This is a genomic window from Hydrogenophilus hirschii (genome assembly GCF_054656675.1).
The window spans coordinates 28889-48998 of the sequence record NZ_BAAHXQ010000003.1; the positions used below are offsets into that span (position 1 = coordinate 28889).

General features: G+C 62.8%; 16 protein-coding genes and 1 pseudogene. 11 read left to right on the top strand and 6 right to left on the bottom strand.

The features are described 5' to 3' along the window. Positions 1-55: 55 nt before the first annotated feature. Together cysS and ACYQ4Z_RS09095 are read left to right on the top strand one after the other, a co-directional pair. Positions 56-1045, top strand: a pseudogene (gene cysS / locus ACYQ4Z_RS09090) (cysteine--tRNA ligase); the annotation flags it as partial. Positions 1046-1219: 174 nt separating this feature from the next. After that, positions 1220-1819 carry a CysS/YqeB C-terminal domain-containing protein gene (locus ACYQ4Z_RS09095; protein ID WP_459861010.1) on the top strand — a complete coding sequence of 200 codons (600 nt, stop codon included), beginning with the start codon at positions 1220-1222 and terminating at the stop codon, positions 1817-1819. Here the strand turns inward: ACYQ4Z_RS09095 and ACYQ4Z_RS09100 are convergent. Next, complete coding sequence (locus ACYQ4Z_RS09100; RefSeq protein ID WP_459860789.1) at positions 1816-2898, bottom strand: MraY family glycosyltransferase; 1083 nt, start codon at positions 2896-2898, stop codon at positions 1816-1818. The two genes, ACYQ4Z_RS09095 and ACYQ4Z_RS09100, sit on opposite strands and share 4 nt — an antisense overlap. 23 nt (positions 2899-2921) lie before the next feature. Here ACYQ4Z_RS09100 and ACYQ4Z_RS09105 point away from each other — a divergent pair, with 23 nt between their 5' ends. Together ACYQ4Z_RS09105 and ACYQ4Z_RS09110 are read left to right on the top strand one after the other, a co-directional pair. Then, positions 2922-4037, top strand: coding sequence for a glycosyltransferase (locus ACYQ4Z_RS09105; protein WP_459860791.1), 1116 nt, complete (start codon positions 2922-2924; stop codon positions 4035-4037). A gap of 42 nt (positions 4038-4079) precedes the next feature. After that, positions 4080-5537 (top strand): mannose-1-phosphate guanylyltransferase/mannose-6-phosphate isomerase, encoded by a 1458-nt coding sequence (locus ACYQ4Z_RS09110; RefSeq protein WP_459860792.1) that lies wholly within the window; start codon positions 4080-4082, stop codon positions 5535-5537. Positions 5538-5551: 14 nt separating this feature from the next. Here the strand turns inward: ACYQ4Z_RS09110 and ACYQ4Z_RS09115 are convergent, their stop codons facing one another. From ACYQ4Z_RS09115 to ACYQ4Z_RS09130, 4 genes are read right to left on the bottom strand one after another with little or no spacing between them, the layout of a single operon-like run. Further along, the gene (locus ACYQ4Z_RS09115) at positions 5552-7750 is read right to left on the bottom strand and encodes a glycosyltransferase (RefSeq protein ID WP_459860793.1); all 2199 of its coding nucleotides are present in this window, start codon (positions 7748-7750) and stop codon (positions 5552-5554) included. A 12-nt stretch (positions 7751-7762) separates the two neighbouring features. Then, the gene (locus tag ACYQ4Z_RS09120; RefSeq protein ID WP_459860794.1) at positions 7763-8728 is read right to left on the bottom strand and encodes a class I SAM-dependent methyltransferase; all 966 of its coding nucleotides are present in this window, start codon (positions 8726-8728) and stop codon (positions 7763-7765) included. Further along, positions 8706-9938 (bottom strand): ABC transporter ATP-binding protein, encoded by a 1233-nt coding sequence (locus ACYQ4Z_RS09125; protein ID WP_459860795.1) that lies wholly within the window; start codon positions 9936-9938, stop codon positions 8706-8708. Before ACYQ4Z_RS09125 ends, ACYQ4Z_RS09120 begins: the two co-directional genes overlap by 23 nt. Next, positions 9928-10749: an ABC transporter permease gene (locus ACYQ4Z_RS09130; RefSeq protein ID WP_459860796.1), complete on the bottom strand. Its 822-nt coding sequence runs from the start codon at positions 10747-10749 to the stop codon at positions 9928-9930. The genes ACYQ4Z_RS09125 and ACYQ4Z_RS09130 overlap by 11 nt, the downstream gene beginning before the upstream one ends. Before the next feature lie 135 nt (positions 10750-10884). Here ACYQ4Z_RS09130 and gmd point away from each other — a divergent pair, with 135 nt between their 5' ends. Further along, positions 10885-11976 carry a GDP-mannose 4,6-dehydratase gene (gene gmd, locus ACYQ4Z_RS09135; RefSeq protein ID WP_459860798.1) on the top strand — a complete coding sequence of 364 codons (1092 nt, stop codon included), beginning with the start codon at positions 10885-10887 and terminating at the stop codon, positions 11974-11976. Next, positions 11976-12839, top strand: coding sequence for an NAD-dependent epimerase/dehydratase family protein (locus ACYQ4Z_RS09140; RefSeq protein WP_459860800.1), 864 nt, complete (start codon positions 11976-11978; stop codon positions 12837-12839). Before gmd ends, ACYQ4Z_RS09140 begins: the two co-directional genes overlap by 1 nt. Positions 12840-12950: 111 nt before the next feature. Here ACYQ4Z_RS09140 and ACYQ4Z_RS09145 read toward each other — a convergent pair whose 3' ends face one another. Further along, positions 12951-13238: a hypothetical protein gene (locus ACYQ4Z_RS09145; RefSeq protein ID WP_459860802.1), complete on the bottom strand. Its 288-nt coding sequence runs from the start codon at positions 13236-13238 to the stop codon at positions 12951-12953. On the opposite strand from ACYQ4Z_RS09145, the gene ACYQ4Z_RS09150 reads away from it, so the two are divergent. The 5 genes from ACYQ4Z_RS09150 to ACYQ4Z_RS09170 all read left to right on the top strand — a co-directional run bounded on the left by ACYQ4Z_RS09150 (position 13203) and on the right by ACYQ4Z_RS09170 (position 20072). Then, a complete protein-coding gene (locus ACYQ4Z_RS09150) occupies positions 13203-15740 on the top strand; it encodes a DUF4214 domain-containing protein (protein ID WP_459860804.1) in 2538 nt (845 codons plus the stop codon). The two genes, ACYQ4Z_RS09145 and ACYQ4Z_RS09150, sit on opposite strands and share 36 nt — an antisense overlap. A 161-nt stretch (positions 15741-15901) precedes the next feature. Beyond that, on the top strand, positions 15902-16513 hold the full coding sequence (locus ACYQ4Z_RS09155; protein ID WP_459860806.1) for a hypothetical protein: 612 nt from the start codon (positions 15902-15904) through the stop codon (positions 16511-16513). A 32-nt stretch (positions 16514-16545) separates the two neighbouring features. Continuing rightward, positions 16546-17199 (top strand): hypothetical protein, encoded by a 654-nt coding sequence (locus ACYQ4Z_RS09160; protein ID WP_459860808.1) that lies wholly within the window; start codon positions 16546-16548, stop codon positions 17197-17199. Positions 17200-18529: 1330 nt separating this feature from the next. Continuing rightward, complete coding sequence (locus ACYQ4Z_RS09165) at positions 18530-19375, top strand: glycosyltransferase family 4 protein (RefSeq protein WP_459861012.1); 846 nt, start codon at positions 18530-18532, stop codon at positions 19373-19375. A gap of 16 nt (positions 19376-19391) precedes the next feature. Continuing rightward, entirely contained in the window at positions 19392-20072 is a 681-nt protein-coding gene (locus ACYQ4Z_RS09170; protein WP_459860809.1) for an acyltransferase family protein, read from the top strand. The last annotated feature ends 38 nt before the right edge of the window (positions 20073-20110 follow it).

Genomic DNA, 20110 nt, shown 5'->3' on the forward strand with positions numbered 1-20110 from the left:
CCTCCCGGTTTCTTCGCCGCAAACCGTTTTGCCCGCACCCATGCCCGTTACGCCGATGCAGATCACCCTTCACGACACCCGAACCCGCAGCGACCGCCTTTTCACCCCGGCCGACCCCAACCGCGTCACGCTCTACGTCTGCGGCCCCACCGTCTACAACTACATCCACATCGGCAACGCCCGCCCCGTCGTCGTCTTCGACACCTTCGTGCGCCTCCTGCGCCTGGCCTACCCCACCGTCCGCTACGCGCGCAACATCACCGACGTCGACGACAAAATCAACGCCGCCGCCGCAGCCGAAGGCATCCCCATCCGGCAACTCGCCGAACGCTACGCCCAAGCGTTTCACGAAGACATCGCTCAACTCGGCGCGCTCCTGCCCGACGTCGAACCCTTCGCCACCGACCACATCCCGGAGATGATCGCGCTCATCGAGCGGCTGATCGCCCGCGGCCACGCCTACGAAGCCGAAGGGCACGTCCTCTTCCACGTCCCCTCGGACCCCTCCTACGGCTGCCTCTCCCACCGCCAGCGCGACGAAATGATCGCCGGCGCGCGTGTCGACGTCGCCCCGTACAAAAAAGACCCGGCCGACTTCGTCCTCTGGAAACCCTCCCCGCCCGAACTCCCCGGCTGGGACTCCCCGTGGGGCCGCGGCCGCCCCGGCTGGCACATCGAATGCACCGCGATGATCGCCAAACACCTGGGGCTTCCCATCGACATCCACGGCGGCGGGCAAGACCTCATCTTCCCCCACCACGAAAACGAAATCGCGCAAGGCTGCTGCGCCCACGGCACCAGCGAATACGCCCGCTACTGGATGCACAACGGCTACCTCACCATCGCCGGCGAAAAAATGTCCAAATCGCTCGGCAACTTCCGCACCGTGCGCGAACTCCTCGCCCAATACCCGGGCGAAGTGATCCGCGCCGTGCTCCTTACGGGCCACTACCGCAAACCGCTCGACTTCACCCCCGAAGCGCTCGCGCAAGCCGCGCGCGCGCTCGACCGCCTCTACACCACGCTTGCGCGCACCGCGGAAATCCCGCCCGCCGCGATCGACCTCACCGCGTGGGGTCGCGCTATTGGCCTTACCGAAGCACGCATCACCCAACTCACCCAACGATTCGGCCCCACCCACACCCCGTGGGACGCCACTCAAGGCCCCAACCCCGCCTACCCGGGCCTTTCGCCTCAGGACGCCCACCACCCAAGCGCCTTGACCGCAGAAACCGCCTCAAGCGCCCCCGCTGCAAACCCCGCCCCGCAACTCCTCGGCCTTGGCGCCCACCCAGCGGTCGTTGCCGCGCTGGCGAACGACTGCAACACCCCAGCAGCCCTTGCGGCGCTCCACGAACTCGCCGCAGAACTGCGCGCCCAACCCACGCCGGAGCGCAAAGCCGCGTTCCTGGCCAGCGCCGAACTCCTCGGGCTCCTTTACACCGGCCTACCAGCCTGGCGCCAGGGCCTCCCAGCCCAACCTACTATCGCCACGCCCCACACAGCGGCATCTGGCCAAAGCGAACCCAGTCCCGACGTCCCGGCGCACCCCAACCCGACCACCCCGCCAACCGCGGACACGGGCACCGCGGGTGCTGACCGCACCTGCGCTGCGGGTACTGCGGGCGCTGCCCCTGCTTCTGGCACCCTGACCCAACCACTCACCCCGGAAACCATCGAAGCGCTCATCGCGGAACGGGCCGCCGCCCGCAAAGCGCGCGACTTCGCCCGCGCCGACGCCATTCGCGCACAACTCCTGGAAGCAGGCATCATCCTCGAAGACACCCCCAACGGCACTTCGTGGCGGCGGAAAATCTAACCCCTCAACCGCAACCAGCGCTGCCCCCGAAAACGCACAATCGCCCGGTACATCCACCCATACCCCACCACGAACGCCACCACGCACCCCACCAACACGGGCGTCGACCGCCACCACAACATCGCCGGTAACAGCGAAAAGACCGTCAGCGCCCACAAATAGGGCGAAGTCATCGCATTGCGCCACCACACCCCCACCGGCCCTTCTCCCCCTTCCGTACTCCAGCGCACCAGACGACGAAAGATCAACATATGCAGATGTACCCCATCGGGCTGCATCGGCGACCGCCCCCGGCGCCACTTCCGCCAGATCGAAAAAAGGAGCTCCGTCACCGGATACGCCAGCACCATCACCGCAAACCACGGAGACACCGCATTGTTACGCACCACCAACAGCACCACCGCTTCCGCCACCCAAAAACCGGTCAAATAGGCCCCGCCATCCCCCAAAAAGATCACCCCGCGTGGCCAATTCCAAAACCAGAACCCCAGTAACGCCCCAATGCCGCCCAGCGCCACTGTCAGAACCAACCAATCCCCTACCTGCAGCGCCACATACCCCACCGCGGCCAAGATCAACGCCGCACTCATGCTCGCCAACCCGTTGAACCCATCGATCACATTGAACGCATGGGTCACCGCGCCCACCGCCACCACGGTAAAGAGCAACGACACCCACGGCGCTGCCAACCACCCATCCAAACCCGGCACGTCGGCCCGCACCACCTGCGCCCCCACCCACCACCACGCCAACGCCGCAGAAACCAACGCGGCGATCAACCGCCAGCGCGGCGCCACCCGCCGCGTCACATCCTCAGCGAGCCCTGCCGCAAACACCGGAACCCCCGCCACAAGCAACTGCGTAACCCCCGCGGCCACCGCGTCACTCGACCGCCACGCCAGCCATCCACAGAGCGCCGCCAGCCCCCCCGCCACTGCGACACCGCCGATACGCGCCGCCTGCCACGCGTGGAATTTCTGCACCCCGTTCGCATCATCGCTGGTAAAATGCGCATGCGCATGCTGCCAGCGCACAATCGCCAACGCCACCAACCAACTGACTAAACCGGCAACGGACATCGTCTCCATACCCGCAATTCTACATGCTCCGCGTCCTGCACCTCTTCAAAACCGCCACCCACCACACCCACGGCGGCATCGAAGTCTTCATCGACACCTTGGCCCACGCTCAGCACCAACTCCACCTTCCGGTACACCACACCCTTTTTGCCCTGGCGCCCAACTGCGCCGCTACCCACACCACCCCGCACCTCACCACCCACTGCCACCCACAACAATTGGCGCTGCGCTCCACCCCAATCGCCCTCACCGCGTTGCCGCACCTTGCGCAACACCTCGCCCGTGCCCACCTGCTGCACCTCCACTACCCCTACCCCTTCGCGGACGCCCTCCTTTTTGCCCACACCCTCCGCACCCGCACGCCACTTCCCCCTATCCTCATCACCTACCACAGCGACATCGTCAAACAAAAGTGGCTCGAACACCTCTACCGTCCGCTGCGCACCTGGCTCTTTCGCCGTGCTGCGCGCATCGTGGCCACCAGCCACAACCTCAAAGCCAGCAGCCCAACGCTAGCCCGCTACCTTTCCAAAACCACCGTGATCCCGCTCCCCTCTCCCATCCCGCCTGCTTACACACCGCCTCCGCCTACCCCAACCTTTTTCCTCTACCTGGGCGGGCTGCGCTACTACAAAGGGCTTCCTACCCTCATCGCCGCAGCAGCCAAGGCGCAACTTCCCGTCCACATCGCCGGTAGCGGCCCGGACGAACCCTACCTCAAACGACTCGCCCAACGATACCGTGCCCCCATCACCTGGCACGGCGCCGTCGACGAAGCCACCAAAAAACAGCTCCTCGCCAACTGCACCGCGCTCATCCTCCCCTCCACCGAACGCAGCGAAGCCTTTGGCCTGGTGCTCCTCGAAGCCGCCGCCTATGGTCGCCCGGCCATCACCACGGAACTCGGCACCGGCACCAGCGAAATCGTCGAACACGGCAAAACCGGCTACGTCGTCCCTCCCAAGGACCCGCAGGCGCTCGCCCACGCGATGACCACCCTCTGGCACCTCCCCCTCGAGCAGCGAACCGCGCTGGGGCAAGCAGCCTACGCCAAAGCCACCACCCACTACGCCCAGGCCACCATCGCCCGCGCCTACTACTCCTGCTACCAACAACACACCCAAAACCAGTACAATTGACGCCCAGTTCCACTTATTTGTCACACGGATTTGCGGAAAACGATGTCTGAATCCCTGCTCCTTCCCGTCATCCTCTCCGGTGGCGCCGGCACGCGCCTGTGGCCGGTTTCTCGTGAAACACGCCCCAAACCCTTCATCCGGCTGCCGGACGGACAAAGCCTCCTGCAAAAAACCTTGCTGCGCGCTGCTGCCCTGCCAGAGGTCACCACCATCCTCACCGTCACCAACCGCGACCTCTACTTCCAAACCAAAGACGAATACGAAGAAGCCCTTGCCGCTCGCCCCACCCACCGATCTGGCCCGCCCCACACCCCGTTCCTCCTTGAACCCATCGGCCGTAACACCGCACCGGCGGCTGCGCTCGCTGCACTCTATGCCCGCCACCATCACGGTCCGGAAACCGTCCTGCTCCTCATGCCGGCGGACCACCTCATCGCCAATTCCGAAGCCTTCACCCACACCGTCACCCTCGCCGCGCAACTCGCCCGCCAAAACCACCTCGTCACCTTCGGCGTCACCCCCACTGCACCGGAAACCGGCTTCGGGTACATCGAAGCCGCCCAACCGCTCCCTGGGCATCCACACGCCCACGCCGTCGCCCGTTTCGTCGAAAAACCGGACGCCGCCCGCGCAGCGCACTACCTCGCTGCCGGCAACTATTACTGGAACGCGGGCATCTTTGTCTTCACCGCGGAAGCGCTCCTCAACGCGCTCCACACCCACGCGCCAGAACTCCTCACCGCCGCAGAAGCGATCTGGGCCCAAACCGACCCCACCGCCACCCCTGTGGAACTGCCGCGCGCCCCCTTCGCGCAACTCCCGGATATCTCGCTCGACTACGCCGTGATGGAACACGCCCAGAACCTAGCGGTGATCCCCTGCGACCTGGGCTGGAACGACATCGGCTCCTGGAACGCACTCGCGCAACTCGCACCGCCGGACGAAAACGGCAACCGCACCCTGGGCGAAGCGCTCCTCTACGACACCCGCAACACCTTCATCCAGAGCGAACACCACCTGGTCGCTGCGGTGGGCGTAGAAAACCTCATCATCGTCGACACCCCAGACGCCACCCTGGTCGCTCACCAAGACCACACCCAGGCGGTCAAACACCTCGTCACCCACCTCAAAAACCGCGGTCACGACGCCTACCGCTACCACCGCACCGTCATCCGCCCCTGGGGCAGCTACACCGTGCTCGAAGAAGGCCCGCGCTTCAAAATCAAACGCATCGAAGTCAAACCCGGCGCCAGCCTCTCCCTACAGATGCACCACCACCGCTCGGAACACTGGATCGTAGTCTCTGGCGTAGCCCGCATCATCAACAGCGAAAGCGAACGCCTCATCCACACCAACCAATCCACCTTCATCCCCGCCGGCTGCAAACACCGCCTGGAAAACCCCGGCAAAATTCCGCTGATCCTCATCGAAGTGCAAACCGGCGAATACCTGGGCGAAGACGACATCGTCCGCTTTGAAGACCACTACGGAAGGAAATAGCCACCTCCCTCAGTTCACCCCTCTGCCAACACCGCCTCCACCCGTTGCGCAAAAACGGAATCCTTGTACCGCTCCTCGAAAACCTGCCGCGCAGCGCGCCCCATCGCTGCCCGCTTCTCAGGATGATCCAACAAATCCCGAAGCGCCGCGATCAACGGTTCTGCGCTGTCGGTGGCTACCGCAACCCCAACCTCTGGCGTAATCAACTCACCCCCACCCCCGTTGCACCCGCCGATGCACGGCTTACCGGCACGCATCGCCTCCAGGTAGATCAACCCGAAAGACTCATAGCGACTGGGCGCCACCAAAAGATCGCAGCTGCGATAAGCAGCCAAAAGCGTCTCTTCGTTCACCTCCCCTTCGAAGCGCACCCGCGTCAGCCAAGAAGCCCCGGCATGCTGCTGCTCGAACCAAGCGCGATAAGTAGTTTGTGGCAGGTCTGGATGAGGCAAAGCGTCGTTGCCGATGAAACGCCAGAAAACGTCAGGATAGTGCGGTGCCAACGCGGCAACCGCCTCCAGCATCAGGTCGATCCCCTTGCGTCGCTCGAACCGGCCAACGAAAAGCACCGTAGTGGATTCGCACGCGCGCTCTTGATCGATGCCGCGTTGCGCAGCATTAGCCACATCCGCCACCACAGGATCGTCCGCAATACCAAAAGGAACCACGCGCATCGCAACGGAATCGAGCGGCCCATAATGCGCCTGCACATCCTCCCACACCTGACGGGTGCTCGCTAGCAGCAGATTGCTGGTACGCAACAACCACCCTTCCGCGGCAATCACCGGCTGCACATGGTGGGTCAGATAGTGGCTATTTTGCTGCCAATCGGGTTTGTGCGGCAAATTGAGCGCATAACTGGTCACCAGATATGTCATCACCCGCCAACCCGGCTTACGCGCCAGCTCATACGCCTCCACGTCCCATAGTGGCGCAATTACGTTCGTCACCCCCAGGTGTTTGCGAAGCCCCTCCGCGTACGATGCAGCCGCAAACGTCCAGCGGCGCAATGCGTTCGGCAACGGCGGACGGTCGCACAAAGCAGGCCAGCGCTCTGGCGCATCCACGCACCCAATGCGATGCACCCACACCCCATCTTCGAAATCCACCCGTGGCACATCCACCGTTTCCGCCACCACATGCACCTCATGCCCTCGAGCGGCCAACGCATGCGCGAGCGTCTGCGTATATCGGGCAATCCCGCCCATCGGTTGTGGCGGATAGTTTCGGCTCAGCAACAAAACCCGTTGCCGCTTCTGCGCCTGCCACGCTGTGCCACCATCCACCCACGCCGCAGCGGGCGCATCCGGTAACCGCACCACCCGCCCGTTGGGGTAGGCAAACGCATCCCGAGCCGCATCGGCACTCGCGCGCCAGATCTCGTCCCGCAACCGCTTTTCGGCAGCCTCGTCGATTTTCCCAGAAGAACGCAAATGCTTCACCGAAGCCAACAGATCGGCCCGCTGGCGCGCCACGATCTCATGCGGCCCGTGAACCGCACGCAGGTGACGCAACGCAAAATAGACCTTGCTGCGTGCCGTCAAATAGAGCGAAGTGGGAACCCGCTCCTCTGAACGCAAATGGCTGGGCGCATACGCGTGATGCACCTCGGCATGCTCCACCACCCGAATGCGCCAGCCGCGCTCCAACAAACGCAGACACACATCGGTCTCATCCAGAAAATAGGCAAACTCCTCGTCGAACCCCCCAATATCTTGCAACGCACTGCGCCGGAACACACTATTGACGCCGATCAGGCTCACGAACCACCCCGGCTCCTCCGCAGGCGGCGCATCGAAAAACCGAGCTTCTCCCCACCGGTTACAAAGAATATAGCGAGTCTGATAACGGATTCCCGTATGGTCGCGCACAAAACCGCCAACCGCACCAAGCCCCGGATCCTCCGCAAACGCAGCCACCACCGTATCCAACCAATTTGCCTCCGGCAAACCATCGTCATCGGTAAACGCCACCAGATCGCCAGCCGCTGCGGCAATCCCCAAATTGCGCGCCATCGACAAATTGGCTTCCGGGCACCGCACGATCCGCACCCGGTCGGACCACCGCGCCAAAACCGCCATCGTATCGTCCGTGCACGGGCCCACCACCACGATCGTCTCCCGCTGCGGATAGCGCACATACTCCAACGCCCGCAGCGTACGCGGCAAAAAATTCGCCCGGTTGTACGTACAAATCACCACACTGACTCGCATGAACGCTATCCCTCAGCTTGGCTTACTTGCCACCAACTCGAACTCGAAACACAACCCGTTGCGCCGTCCCTGCGCCACCACCGTCACCGCAACGAACCCAAACGCGCTAAGCAGCGACGACAACGACTCCGGGCTATACGCGTGGTAATGGAAATCCCCGTCGTAATCCTGCCCGCCGAAGAGCACATGCACCAAATCGGATTCGCTCAACGCACCCGCCCAATGCGCGCGCAGCATCGCTTCCAAATCCGGCGTCACCAAGCGCAACTGCCCTCCGGGTGCCAACAGGCGCCACCATTCCGGCAAAACCTGATCCACCAACTGCTGAAGCGTGAAATGCTCCACCAGATGGGACGCCCGCAAATCGCGCACCCACCCATCCGGCAACGGAATCTGCTCGGCCCGCGCCACGATATCCACCCCAGGCAGCGGCCGCAGATCCACATTGATCCGCTCCGGATCAGGACGCTCGCCACACCCCACTTCCAGCCACACCCCCTCAGGCCGCTCACGCTGCTGCGCCAACTTTTCCGGGTTCAGAATCCGGGGCTCTAAAACCGGACGCGTAGCGGCAACGGTCACCTGCCCCAACTGCCGCTCGGCCCGTTCCACCCGGCGCGTCAGCGCCTCGATCGCCCCATCCACCTTCAGGTTCATCGCATGGCTGTGGCGCGCCAACTCTGCCAAAACCGGCTCGGCCAAATCTCGCTGTTCAACCCCCTGTAGCCGCTCCTCGATCCGACCTACCGCATCGCGCAAACCGGCCACCATCCACCCCAGATCGTGGATCGCCTCCCTGAGCGACGCCACCTCGGCACCGCCAGCCCCCAACCGTAACCGCCGGTCCCACGCCAGGGCCCAGTCACGCAACCGGTACGCCCACCCCCGCCGCGCCCGGACCCAACGGTCGAAGCCCGGCCCCACCCTGGGAATCCGAACCAACCAACCATACAGACTATACAGAGCTTTCGTCAGCATCTTCCTGATCCAACACAACATCCAACGCACAAGGCAACTTACAATGCCCCACGCTATCGCCCAGCGGATCGACCACCTCCAGACCAATCACGCTGAACCCCCAAAAAATCACATTACGGGTGTAATCATCCGCATCATGCACCGCCACGGTCATCGTGTAGCGCCCCGCTCCCAACAGCACCTGCACACGCAACACCACCACGCACGTCTGCCCCGCGCGCGAAAACGCGATCACCTGTCCGCGCAACTGCGTATTGACCCCAAAGAGATCCTGCCCGCGCACATCGTGCACCATGAACCCCGCGGCCAAATTCCCCACCGGCTCATGGGCACGCAGCGCCAGGCGCACCTCCAGCCAATCGCCGCTTCGCACCGTCACGTCGCGGCACGCCTGGCCATTCACCCACAACCCGGTCACCTGAGCCTTGGCGTTGGCCACCACGGCACCATCCCCGCCCGCCGTTGCCGCAGCCCCCCCCTCCAGCAACAACCCCAAATAGGCATCGCACACCAACGCCGGCGCCCCACGCGCCACGATCTCCCCCCGCTCCAACAAAATGGCCTCGTCACAGAGCGTGCGCACGCTATTGAGATCGTGCGAAACAAAGAGCAGCGCCCCGCCGCGTGCCAAATGGGCCCGAATCGCCCCCATGCACTTCTGCTGAAAACGCGCATCCCCCACCGCCAGCGCCTCATCCACGATCAACACGTCAGCCTCGGCATGGATCGCAATCGCAAACGCCAGCCGCAACAACATCCCAGACGAATAGGTGCGCACCGGCTCATCGATCGCCGAGCCCAACTCGCTGAACGCAACGATCTGCTCGGCGCGCGCCGCAAGAACCTCCGGCGCCACCCCCCACAGCGCCCCCTGCATCGCCATGTTCTGCCGCCCGGTTGCCTGCAGATCGAACCCCGCGCCCAACTCCAAAATGGCGCTCACCCGCCCGCGGCAGACAATCGAACCGGCATCGGGCAACAGACTCCCCGTGATCAACTTCAAAAGCGTGGACTTGCCGCTGCCGTTGCGCCCCACCACCCCCAACGCCTGACCCGGCAACAGAGAAAACGACACATCGCGCAACACCACATGCTCGGGCGCCGCAGCGCCCCCCCACCCCAGAAGCGCTGCCACCGCCTGCCGGCGCGAAGCAAAGCGCCGAAAACCCTTACGTAACCCCTCCACCACCAAAATCGGCTCAGAGCGCATCGAGCAACACCTTACGTCCCGTGCGGCACATCCGTGCTAGCAACACCAGATGCACCAAAAACAACCCCAACGGCATTGTCACCATTGACCACCACGGCACCGCCGCCTCCATCCCCGTCCAAGCCGCCTGAACCGGCGCAAAAAAACCATACCACGGGTGCAACCACACCACCCAAGAACGCAACGCCTCCGGAATCAGCGCAAACGGATAGACGATGGGTGTTAGCCAAAAGCCCGTTTGCAGCAACGCCGGAAGCGCCAAACGCACATCGGGCGCCACCACCCCCACCATCCCCCACGTCAACCCCACCACATAAGCCAACGCGCCCAAAACCAACGCGCACAAAAGCGTCACCCCAACCGCCGCCACCGGCACCGGCTGCCAAAAAACGCTCACCAACCCCCACAACACCACCACCCCGGACACGAACGGCACCCCCGCCGCAATGGGCACGTACAACGGCAACACCGAAAGCGCCACCGCGTTCTTCTTCACGATCAACCGCTGCGCCGGCAACACCTCCGCCACCTGCACCAACGTATCGTGAAAAAACTGCCACACCAACACCCCGGGTAACATATAGACCACGTACGGCACCCCCTCGCCACCCGCAGCCCCCCCCAACTTATTGGACATTACCGCCCCCAGGATCACCGCCAACACCGCAATCTGGACAAACTGCGGCAGCACCGACCACAGCGCCCCCAAGCGCGCCCCGCGGTACGCATCCACCACCTGCTGCCGCGCCAACAACCAAACGAAACGCCAAGTCTGCCGCAGCCGCTCGTTGCCAACCCTGCTCTCTGTCATCCACCGCTCCAAACCCAGAACGCGAACCGGTAAAACCCGAGATTCTAACGGAACCCACCCCAATCCCCTTGCCCCCGCCAACACCCCTGTGCTATCTTCCATCGCCCCATGGCACGCACAATCTAAGGAGCCTCTGTGACCCGCACCGCGCTCATCACCGGCATCACTGGCCAAGACGGCGCCTACCTGGCGCAGCTTCTCCTCAGCAAAGGCTACCGCGTCTATGGCACCTACCGCCGCACCGCCTCCGTGAACTTCTGGCGGCTCGAAGCCCTCAACCTCACCCACCACCCGAACCTCACCCTGCTGGAATACGACCTCACCGACCCCGGCGCCGCCTACCGCCTCATCGCCACCACCCAACCGGACGAACTCTACAACCTGGCCGCGCAAAGCTTCGTCGGCGTCTCCTTTGCCCAACCCACCGCCACCGCCCATATCGACGCGCTTGGGCCCCTCTACCTACTAGAAGCCATCCGCGACCTCAACCCCCGCATCCGCTTCTACCAGGCCAGCACCTCTGAAATGTTCGGCAAAGTCCAAGCCATCCCCCAAGACGAAACCACCCCCTTCTACCCCCGCAGCCCCTACGCGGCAGCCAAACTCTACGCCCACTGGATCACCGTCAATTACCGCGAAAGCTACCAACTCTTTGCCGTAAGCGGCATCCTCTTCAACCACGAATCCCCCCTCAGAGGCCGCGAATTCGTCACCCGCAAAATCACCCACGGCGTGGCGCGCCTAGCGCTTGGCCACGCAGAACCCCTGCAACTGGGCAACCTCAACGCCCAACGCGATTGGGGCTTTGCCGCCGAATACGTCGACGGCATGTGGCGCATGCTCCAAGCCGAAACCCCCGAAACCTTCGTCCTGGCCACCGGCCGCAGCGAAACCGTGCGCCGCTTTGCCGAACTGGCCTTTGCCGCGATTGGCGCCACCCTGGAATTCCACGGCCACGGCGAACACGAAACCGCGCGCATCGCCGCGCTTGCCGAAACCCCGCTTTGGCGCACCCTCCCCGAAGGCAAACCCCGCCTCACCCCTGGGCAAATCGTGCTCCAAGTAAACCCCCGCTACTACCGCCCCGCGGAAGTGGACCTCCTGATCGGCAACCCCGCCAAAGCCGAACGGCTCCTGGGCTGGCGCCCCCAAACCTCGCTCGAAGCGCTTGCCCAAATGATGGTTGCCGCAGACATCCCCCGCGTCGCCCAAGGGGCCGCCTACTGATGCGTGTGCTCGTCACCGGCCACCGCGGCTTCACCGGCCGCTACCTCCTTGCCGAACTCCAAGCCCACGGCCACGAACCGGTGGGGCTCACCAGCAACCTGCTGGACGAAACCGCGCTGGCCGCAGAAATCGCCGCCTGCCGCCCCGAAGCGGTCGTGCACCTGGCCGCGGTAGCGTTCGTCGCCCACGGCAACGCCAACGACTTCTACCGCACCAACCTCATCGGCACCCGTAACCTTCTTGCAGCGCTTGCCGCCGCCAACGCCCCACTGACCGCGGTGCTGCTCGTGAGTAGCGGTAATGTCTACGGCAACACCACCGCCAACCCCATCACCGAAACCACCTCCCCCAACCCCACCAACGACTACGCCGTAAGCAAACTCGCCATGGAACAGATGGCCCGCTTATGGCAACCGCAACTCCCCATCCTGATTGCCCGCCCCTTCAACACCACCGGCGTGGGCCAACCCACCCACTACCTCATCCCCAAACTGGTTGCCCACTTCCAAATGCGCGCCCCCGAAATCGAACTCGGCAACCTCGACGTCTGGCGGGACTACAGCGACGTACGCGCCGTGGTGGCCGCCTACCGCCGCCTCATCGAACATCCAGCGGTAGGTGCCACCGTGAACATCTGCTCTGGCACCACCCACTCCGTGCGCGAAATCCTGGCCCTTCTGGAACGGCTAACCGGCCACACCCTCACCGTGCGCACCAACCCGGCGCTCATCCGCGCCAACGAAGTCACCCACCTATGCGGCAGCAACGCGCTCCTCAAGGAGCTCATCGGCCCGTGGCGTACCCCGCCGCTTGAAGAAACCCTTGCCTGGATGCTGCAGCATCCTCTGCACACCCAACTGTGACCCCAGCCAACCCTCTGTTGCAAAAAATCCACAAAAACCCCGCACCACCAGCGAATTGCTCTTGACTCTGCCGCAACTTGCGCTCTACAATAGATGTGAGCATTCACGCTCTCAGCATATCCATTTTGTGTCAAGAGGAGAAGCAAGACCATGGCTACCTTCATCACTGCGGAACAACGCGCGCAACTCATCGAGCTCTAAATCGGTTACTTCAACCGTGCGCCCGAGGCCGCTGGCCTCAACTACTGGGCGGGTCAGCTGCTTGATCTCATCAACAGCGGCAAAACCGAAGACGAAGCGTTCCAGACCATCGCGGATCAGTTCTACGACGCAGGCGTTCAGTTTGGCGTGTACAGCAACGCCATGACGGTGCAGCAGTTCATCACCACCGTCTACCAAAACGTGCTGGGCCGTGACGAGGTGGACGCCAACGGCATGGCCTACTGGACTCAAAAGCTGACCAGCGGCGAAGTCAGCCGCGGCCAGTTTGTGCGCCAAATCATCAAAGAGGCCAAAGAGTACATTGCCGCCGCCCCTGCCAGCGACCCGTACAAGTGGGTGGGTACGTATCTGGACAACCGCAAGGCCGTCGGCGAGTGGTTTGCCAACAACAGCACCGGCCTGACCGGTCAGGCGGCCATCGACCAAGGTACCGCCATCATCGCCAATAGCGTGACCAAGGCAACTGCCCAGGCTGGCCAGACCACCGCGCAAGCTGTGTCGGCCGCCCAAGCCTTGCAGTCCGCCCAGCAAGGCAAGCCCTTCATGCTCACTACGGGTGTGGACAACATCACCGGCACTGCTGGCAACGACACCATTCTGGCCGTCGCAGCAACCACTGGTGCAACCCTGTCCGCTGCCGACCAAATCAACGGTGGTGCGGGTACCGACACCTTGAAGGTCACCATCGACGCGTTGGCTGCGAACAGCTTCCCGGCCGTTTCCACTACCGGTGTCGAAATCATCGATATCCGTAACGTGTCCGGTAATGCTCAGACCATTACGGGCACCAACTTCGTCGGCGCGACCGAGTTCATCTCCAACATTTCGACCGCTCAAGTCGATTTCGAGAGCATTGGTTCGGCCAAGGTCAAGATTCAGGGCAACAACGTGACCACCAATGGCGCGGTCAACATCACCGCGGCCGGCCTAGTGGGCAACGGCACCAAGGATGCCAACGCCGTGACCACCGCTTTTTCCCTGACTCTGGATGGCGGTGTCAAGGCTGCCTCGGCCAATATCTATGTTGATGATGCCAACGCCGCATGGACGGAAGCGACGGTGTACTCCACCGGCGCGGCCAACACGGTGCAAGCGCTCAACCTGGCCGGCAAGCAAGCGGCGGCTGCTACCCACACCCTCAAGACCTTGACCATCGAGGCGGCGACCAATCTCAAGGTTGGCACGCTGGACGGTACAGTTGATATCACCGGTTTTGACATGGGTGGTTCGGTGACGAACACCATCATCGTAAAGGGCGCAGCCAGCAAGGTCGAACTCAACGATATCGCGGGCGCGGTCGACGTCATCAACGCATCTGACCTGACTGCGGGTGGTGTGGTGGCTGACATCTCTGGCACCACCAACGAAGCGAAGTTCAAGTTCACCGGCGGCAAGGGCAACGACACGCTGATTACCAACGCCGGTCTGAACGATGCCGCGGCTTTCCTGGACGGCGGTGACGGCACCGATACGCTGGCGCTCAAAACTGCCGAAACGGTTGCTGCTCAGGCTGCGCGCATCAAGAATTTCGAAGAGCTGCGTCTTGATGCTGGTATCACCCAAGATGTCTCCCTCTTCACCAATTCCACCATCGGCAAGATCATCTTCAATGCCGCTGGCTCGGCGGTGACCAATCTGAACGCCACGCAAGCGGCCAACATCGTCGTTCAGGCAACTCCCACTAACCTCAACGTGGGCGTCAAAAACGCGGATCAAGTGGGTCAGATCGATACTGTCAAGGTCACGGTCGACGATGGTTTGGCTGCTGTGAATAACATCGCGTTGGGTACTCCGGTTCTGACTGGCATCGAAAACCTCGAGCTCACCGCCAACGACAACCTGACCATCACGGCCCTGACCTCCGCCACTGCGCTCAGCAACCTGACGCTCAAGGGTGCAGGCACCCAGTCCATCACTTGGGGTAACTGGCAGCCACAAGTCAACACGGTGATTGACGGCTCCGCAGCAACGGGTGCACTGACGATTGATCTGTCCGCCGTTGTAGGCGCCACCACGACGAACGCAGTCAAGATTATCGGTGGTAGCAAAGGCGATACCATTACAGCATCCGGCGGTGCAGCTGACATCATCAACGGGAAGGGTGGTCTCGATACGATTGATGTAACAAAAGACACTAGCAACAGCGGTTACGCGCGCGTCGAGTCCGAAGTCACTGCAAGTGCTGATGCCGACAAGATTGTTGGTTTTGTCACTGGAGAGAACAAGTTCATCGCGAAAAACGCGTTGGTGAATGGCTCCGGTACGTCATCTGATGGGATTGCCGCAGCCGAAGTGGTGACCGCTGCAACTTTTGCTGCTGGCCTTGCCGATCCAAATGCGAATAACAAGGTGGTATTTATCGCAACGACTAACCTGTCGGGTACGGACGGCACCGCATTGACCACCCTTACTTCTACGTTCAGTTCGACTAACATCGATGCTTTTATCAATGCACTGGTTGGTACCGGCGGCGCGTTGAATGGCACCATCGCCAACCTGGACAGCGTGCTGGGCGCAAGCGATGCGGTGCTGCTGGCGTTGGATAATGGCACGCACTCTGCCTTGCTGCGTATCACCAATACCGATACCACCGTGGCCAACACCCTCACGGCAGCGGAAGTACAGTTGGTGGGTGTGTTCCAAGGCACGGCTGCTTTGGCGGCAGGTGACTTCGCCTAATCTCCCCCGGAGACAAGCACCCACCCCCGGGTAGGTGCTTGAGGTGATTGAAACCCTGTCCTTCCAAAGAGGGGCAGGGTTTTTTCCATAAGGGCCTTGCGGACACGTGCAGGGTCTTTACGGAAGAGAATAGCTGCATTGCAGCGTGAGGTCAGGATGGAATGAGTGACGAGATCGACGATCAAAAGCGGGTGGAGTTCTATTCGGCTGGATTAACCGCTTGGTACAACACACGCCTTGAGCATGACAAAAGCCTGTTGACTTTGTCCGCAGGTGGGATCGGATTGCTTATGACGCTGATGACCACGGTTGGGGTCTCGTCGGCAGAGTCGCTAGTACTGTATATCTGTGCGCTCGTGGCATTCTTGGTTTGTCTTGCGGCTGTCCTGGTTATTTTCAAAAAGAATGCCGACCACCTTGAAGAAGTGATCAGTGGTACTGGGCAGCAGAATGACCCAGCCTTGAGTCGACTTGACGCAGTTAGAACGTGGTCCTTTGCGTTTGGTGTGGCTTTCTCAGTGGTCATCGGTATATCCGCAGCGATTCATTCTTATGGCAAAGAGGAGAAAAAATTGTCCAGTCCCGAAAATTCGCAAAATGGTAAGCAGCCGCTCAATGAAAGTTTTAATGGGGTTAGCCGTTTGCAGCCTCAAGCAGATTTGACAAAGAGTTTTAATGGCATAGCGAAACTGCAGCCGTCGAACTCGCAAGCGGCTACACAACCACAATCACCAACACCAGCAACTCCCTCATCGCAGCCAGCCGAAAAGTAATTACGGGCGCTGCGTGCAACGCTGATCTGCATATGGTTGTCAAGAAGTTTGATGCCTGCCTCATCGCCGTGCTCATCAACCGCGAGCACAGCCGCCTGTCGAGCCAGGTCAAGACGCTGGAGAAAGTGCTGCACGCGTTGTTCTCTGACAAGGAATACCAGCGCCTGATCCAACTGGCCGCCAACTGGCGTTCGCTGCTGGCCTTTGACGACGGCGCTCCGAAACTGGCCGATGCGCTGGAGGCGTTCGTCGCCGCCTACCAGCAGCTGTCACCCGACCAGGAGAAGCTCCACGACGAGGTGGTCTTCCAGGCCGGCGTCTACCGCATGGGCCATTGGGCACTGGTCAAGCACTTCATCCCCGGCGTCACCGACTGCCTGGACAGCTTCGGCAACGTCCTGCCTAAGCACCGCGAGGCCTTCAAGCGGCGGTACGAGGCCGAGGGCAACCTGTCGGTCGAGGCGCAGTCGCAACTGCTCAAAGCCCAGTACGCCTTGATCCCCAACCGCCGTGATCCGTACCGGCACGAGGAGATGAAACGCCGAGGGTTGGTTACCGCCGACGGCATCGTGCCGATGGGCGTGAAGGAAGCGCTGGCGTTGATCGAGCGCGAGGAGGCGCAGGCCGAGCCTCGGCCCAAGTGCGGAGTGGTGGCGTGGGTGGCGGATCGGTTTCGGCGGCGGTGAATCAATAAGGCTTCTGTTTTCGGGAAATGAACCGGTCGTAGTTATCCTCCACCGGCCCCTCCTCCTCCCGCCGCTGCCAGCGCCTCTCCGCCTCTGGCACCACCAGCAAGGTCAGCCCGAAGTCCGTACCCACGCTTGGCAGCGGTTTGAGCTGAAACTCTACCCTGCTGTCCTGCCCATGACCATGGGTTCACGCTATCTCAAGTGTCTGAGATAATAAATTATCCCAAATGAGACAGGGAGGCTGTGGAGCATGGCGAAGTCATTCAAGAACGGCGTTTCCCTGCATCGTCTGCTGGAGGCGTCTCCACTGGCCGCGCTGGAAGGGTTTCTTGCCACTGTCGACAAAGGACAGTACGCGGCGATTTTCAGCGATGTGCAGTGGGCGTCGGCCACTGACGCAGCCAGCATCCAGGCCATTCGCGCTCAACTCATCGCCATCGCCAACGCGCTCGCTGCCGACGCTGCCGTTCCCCTCGACCGCCACGCCCAACGCATCCTGACGCTGGCCGAAGGGCGTGGTGTTGAGACCGTCACGCGGGTTGCCGCCAAACTATTCGAGCAAGTCCACATCGACGCCTTTGCTGCCCAGCTCGATGATCTCGGTCGTAGCCTGTGGCTCTATCAGCACCAGTCGCTGCTGTTCGACGAAGCCGAGAACCTTTTCTACGCCGACCATTACCGCAACTTCGGGCGGATGTACGAGGCCTTCGAACTGGATGCGAATGCCAAGGTGGATTTCGTCTGGGACGATGCCGTCAAGGCAGCGCTGGAGGAGCAGATCCAGGAGAGGCTCGAACTCACCGGTCGATGCACCGTGACGCACCTGCAGGTCGACAAGAAAGACGCCGCCGGCCAAGAAATTCCCCAACACCTGCTGATCGTGCGCCATGGTGGGCCGCTGTCCAGCGTCGCCGAATACCAGGAAGCCGATGGCAGCCGCCAGGAGCGCTACTACCGGCCGCTCAACGAGGCGACCTTGCTGTTTTCACCTGACGAGGGTGTGATCGAGGTGTTCTCGGCCAGCCCCTCGGTGCGCCAGCAGGTGGCTGGCTGCTTTGCCGAGACGGGGCTCAAGCTGGATCTCTCCGGCAAGCCCCTCACGCTCAAGCAATACAACATGGGGCGCTTTCTGGACTCCTTGCGCCTGACGCCACCCAGGGTGGACGGCTTCGACATCGAGCACGTCGCCGTGGTGGAAGTCGACGCCCGCCCGGACAACTACAAACACCGCGCCAGCCTCAAGGTCACCGCCGACGACGATACTGAGTCCTCGGGGGCCGGCTTGCCCGGCCGGCCCTCCTTCCCCATCCACCGACGAGGTTCCCCGATGAGATCCACCCGCACCCTGTGGAGATGGCTGGGCGTCATCTTCCTGCTTTCGTTCGCCGCCCTGGGCTTTCTGGGTTGGCAGATCCACCTCCAGGCCCCGCCCATCCCCAAGGCGGTGGTCAGTCAGGACGGCCAGGTGCTGTTCGGTGAGGGCGAGGTCACGCGCGGCCAGCAGGCCTGGCTCGCCACCGGCGGCCAGCAGCTGGGCACCGTTTGGGGCCACGGCAGCTACGTGGCGCCGGACTGGTCGGCCGACTGGCTGCACCGCGAGGCGGTGGCGTTGCGCGACCTCTGGGCCGCGCAACGCCACGGCAAGCCCTATGAGCAGCTCGACGTCGAGCAGCGCGGCGCCATCGAAGCGCTGGCCCCGCAATATCCGCACGTCCACTGGCGCCTGGTGGGCAACGACCGCCTGCCGCACCCGGAGCAGCCCGACACCACCTACCGCGATGACTTTCTGGCCCGCCACCGGGGCCAACCCTGGCTGCAGCGCGTGCAGTTCCAGGGCGAAGTGGACGACGCCGCCCTGCTGGCCGCCTACCGCGCGTGCGATCTGCTCGTCGCCCCCAGCCGCTACGAATCGTTCGGCCTCATCTATGTCGAGGCCATGCGGGCCGGCAAACCCTGCATCGGTGGAGCCGACGGGGGCGGTGGCGAAATCATCACCCCCGACATCGGCCTCGCCGTCCCCACCGACGATCCGGCCCCCCTGATGGAAGCGCTGCGCCGCTTGATCACTGACGCTGCCTTGCGCCAGCGCATGGGCCAGCGTGCGCGCCAGCACTACCTACAGCAATACGCCGAGCACGCCTTTGCCAAGCGCATGCTCGCTTTGCTGACCTGAGAGGCGCCTGCCGGTCATGTTCGGTACGCTGCGCCTCGTCCTCGCGGTCATGGTCGCCCTCAGCCATGCCGGGCTGTCTGTGCAGGGCTACCACCTCGGCGTGCCTGCCGTCGTCGTCTTTTTTCTGCTCAGTGGCTACGTCGTCGCCGGCATGCTCGCACACCCGCCGCCGCTGTGGCACTTCTACGCCGAGCGTGCCCTGCGCCTGCTGCCCCCGTACTATGGGGCCCTGGCGCTGGGCGTGGTCTGTTGGTGGGCAGGGGTGAGCAGCGACTTTTTGCAAGCAGGCCACCAGCCGTTGCTGTGGGCAGCGGCCCTATCGATCGTACCGCTCAACTACGCCACCCTATGGCCCGTGCTGGACACCTTCACGCCGGTACCGCCTGCGTGGTCCTTGGGGCTGGAACTGCAGTTCTATGGGTTGGCGCCCTGGCTGCTGGCGCGCCAGGGGCGTATCCACGCCGCCATCCTGATCACCGTGGCGGTCGGGGGGGCGGCGCAACTCGGGCTGCTCCCCAGCGACGCCTGGGGCTACCGTCTGCTTGCGGGCAACCTCTACATCTTCCTTAGCGGTGCCATGCTCTGGCGCATGCACCATTCACCCGGGGAGACCCGGGCCCACATCGTCGCCTTGTGGCTCGTGGTCCTGGGCGTGGGGTTGGGAGCTATGCTCGAAACTGGTGTACGGAGTGATTGAAAAGGGCGGCGTACTCTGCTGAAATCGGTTTTACCGAA

Coding starts and splice junctions, on each gene's coding strand:
- ACYQ4Z_RS09130 (WP_459860796.1), bottom strand. CDS start 10,749: ATGACAGAGAGCAGGGTTGGCAACGAGCGGCTGCGGCAGACTTGGCGT.
- ACYQ4Z_RS09115 (WP_459860793.1), bottom strand. CDS start 7,750: ATGCGAGTCAGTGTGGTGATTTGTACGTACAACCGGGCGAATTTTTTG.
- ACYQ4Z_RS09110 (WP_459860792.1), top strand. CDS start 4,080: ATGTCTGAATCCCTGCTCCTTCCCGTCATCCTCTCCGGTGGCGCCGGC.
- ACYQ4Z_RS09125 (WP_459860795.1), bottom strand. CDS start 9,938: ATGCGCTCTGAGCCGATTTTGGTGGTGGAGGGGTTACGTAAGGGTTTT.
- ACYQ4Z_RS09170 (WP_459860809.1), top strand. CDS start 19,392: ATGTTCGGTACGCTGCGCCTCGTCCTCGCGGTCATGGTCGCCCTCAGC.
- ACYQ4Z_RS09165 (WP_459861012.1), top strand. CDS start 18,530: ATGAGATCCACCCGCACCCTGTGGAGATGGCTGGGCGTCATCTTCCTG.
- ACYQ4Z_RS09120 (WP_459860794.1), bottom strand. CDS start 8,728: ATGCTGACGAAAGCTCTGTATAGTCTGTATGGTTGGTTGGTTCGGATT.
- ACYQ4Z_RS09105 (WP_459860791.1), top strand. CDS start 2,922: ATGCTCCGCGTCCTGCACCTCTTCAAAACCGCCACCCACCACACCCAC.
- ACYQ4Z_RS09140 (WP_459860800.1), top strand. CDS start 11,976: ATGCGTGTGCTCGTCACCGGCCACCGCGGCTTCACCGGCCGCTACCTC.
- ACYQ4Z_RS09150 (WP_459860804.1), top strand. CDS start 13,203: ATGACGGTGCAGCAGTTCATCACCACCGTCTACCAAAACGTGCTGGGC.
- ACYQ4Z_RS09160 (WP_459860808.1), top strand. CDS start 16,546: ATGGTTGTCAAGAAGTTTGATGCCTGCCTCATCGCCGTGCTCATCAAC.
- ACYQ4Z_RS09155 (WP_459860806.1), top strand. CDS start 15,902: ATGAGTGACGAGATCGACGATCAAAAGCGGGTGGAGTTCTATTCGGCT.
- ACYQ4Z_RS09100 (WP_459860789.1), bottom strand. CDS start 2,898: ATGTCCGTTGCCGGTTTAGTCAGTTGGTTGGTGGCGTTGGCGATTGTG.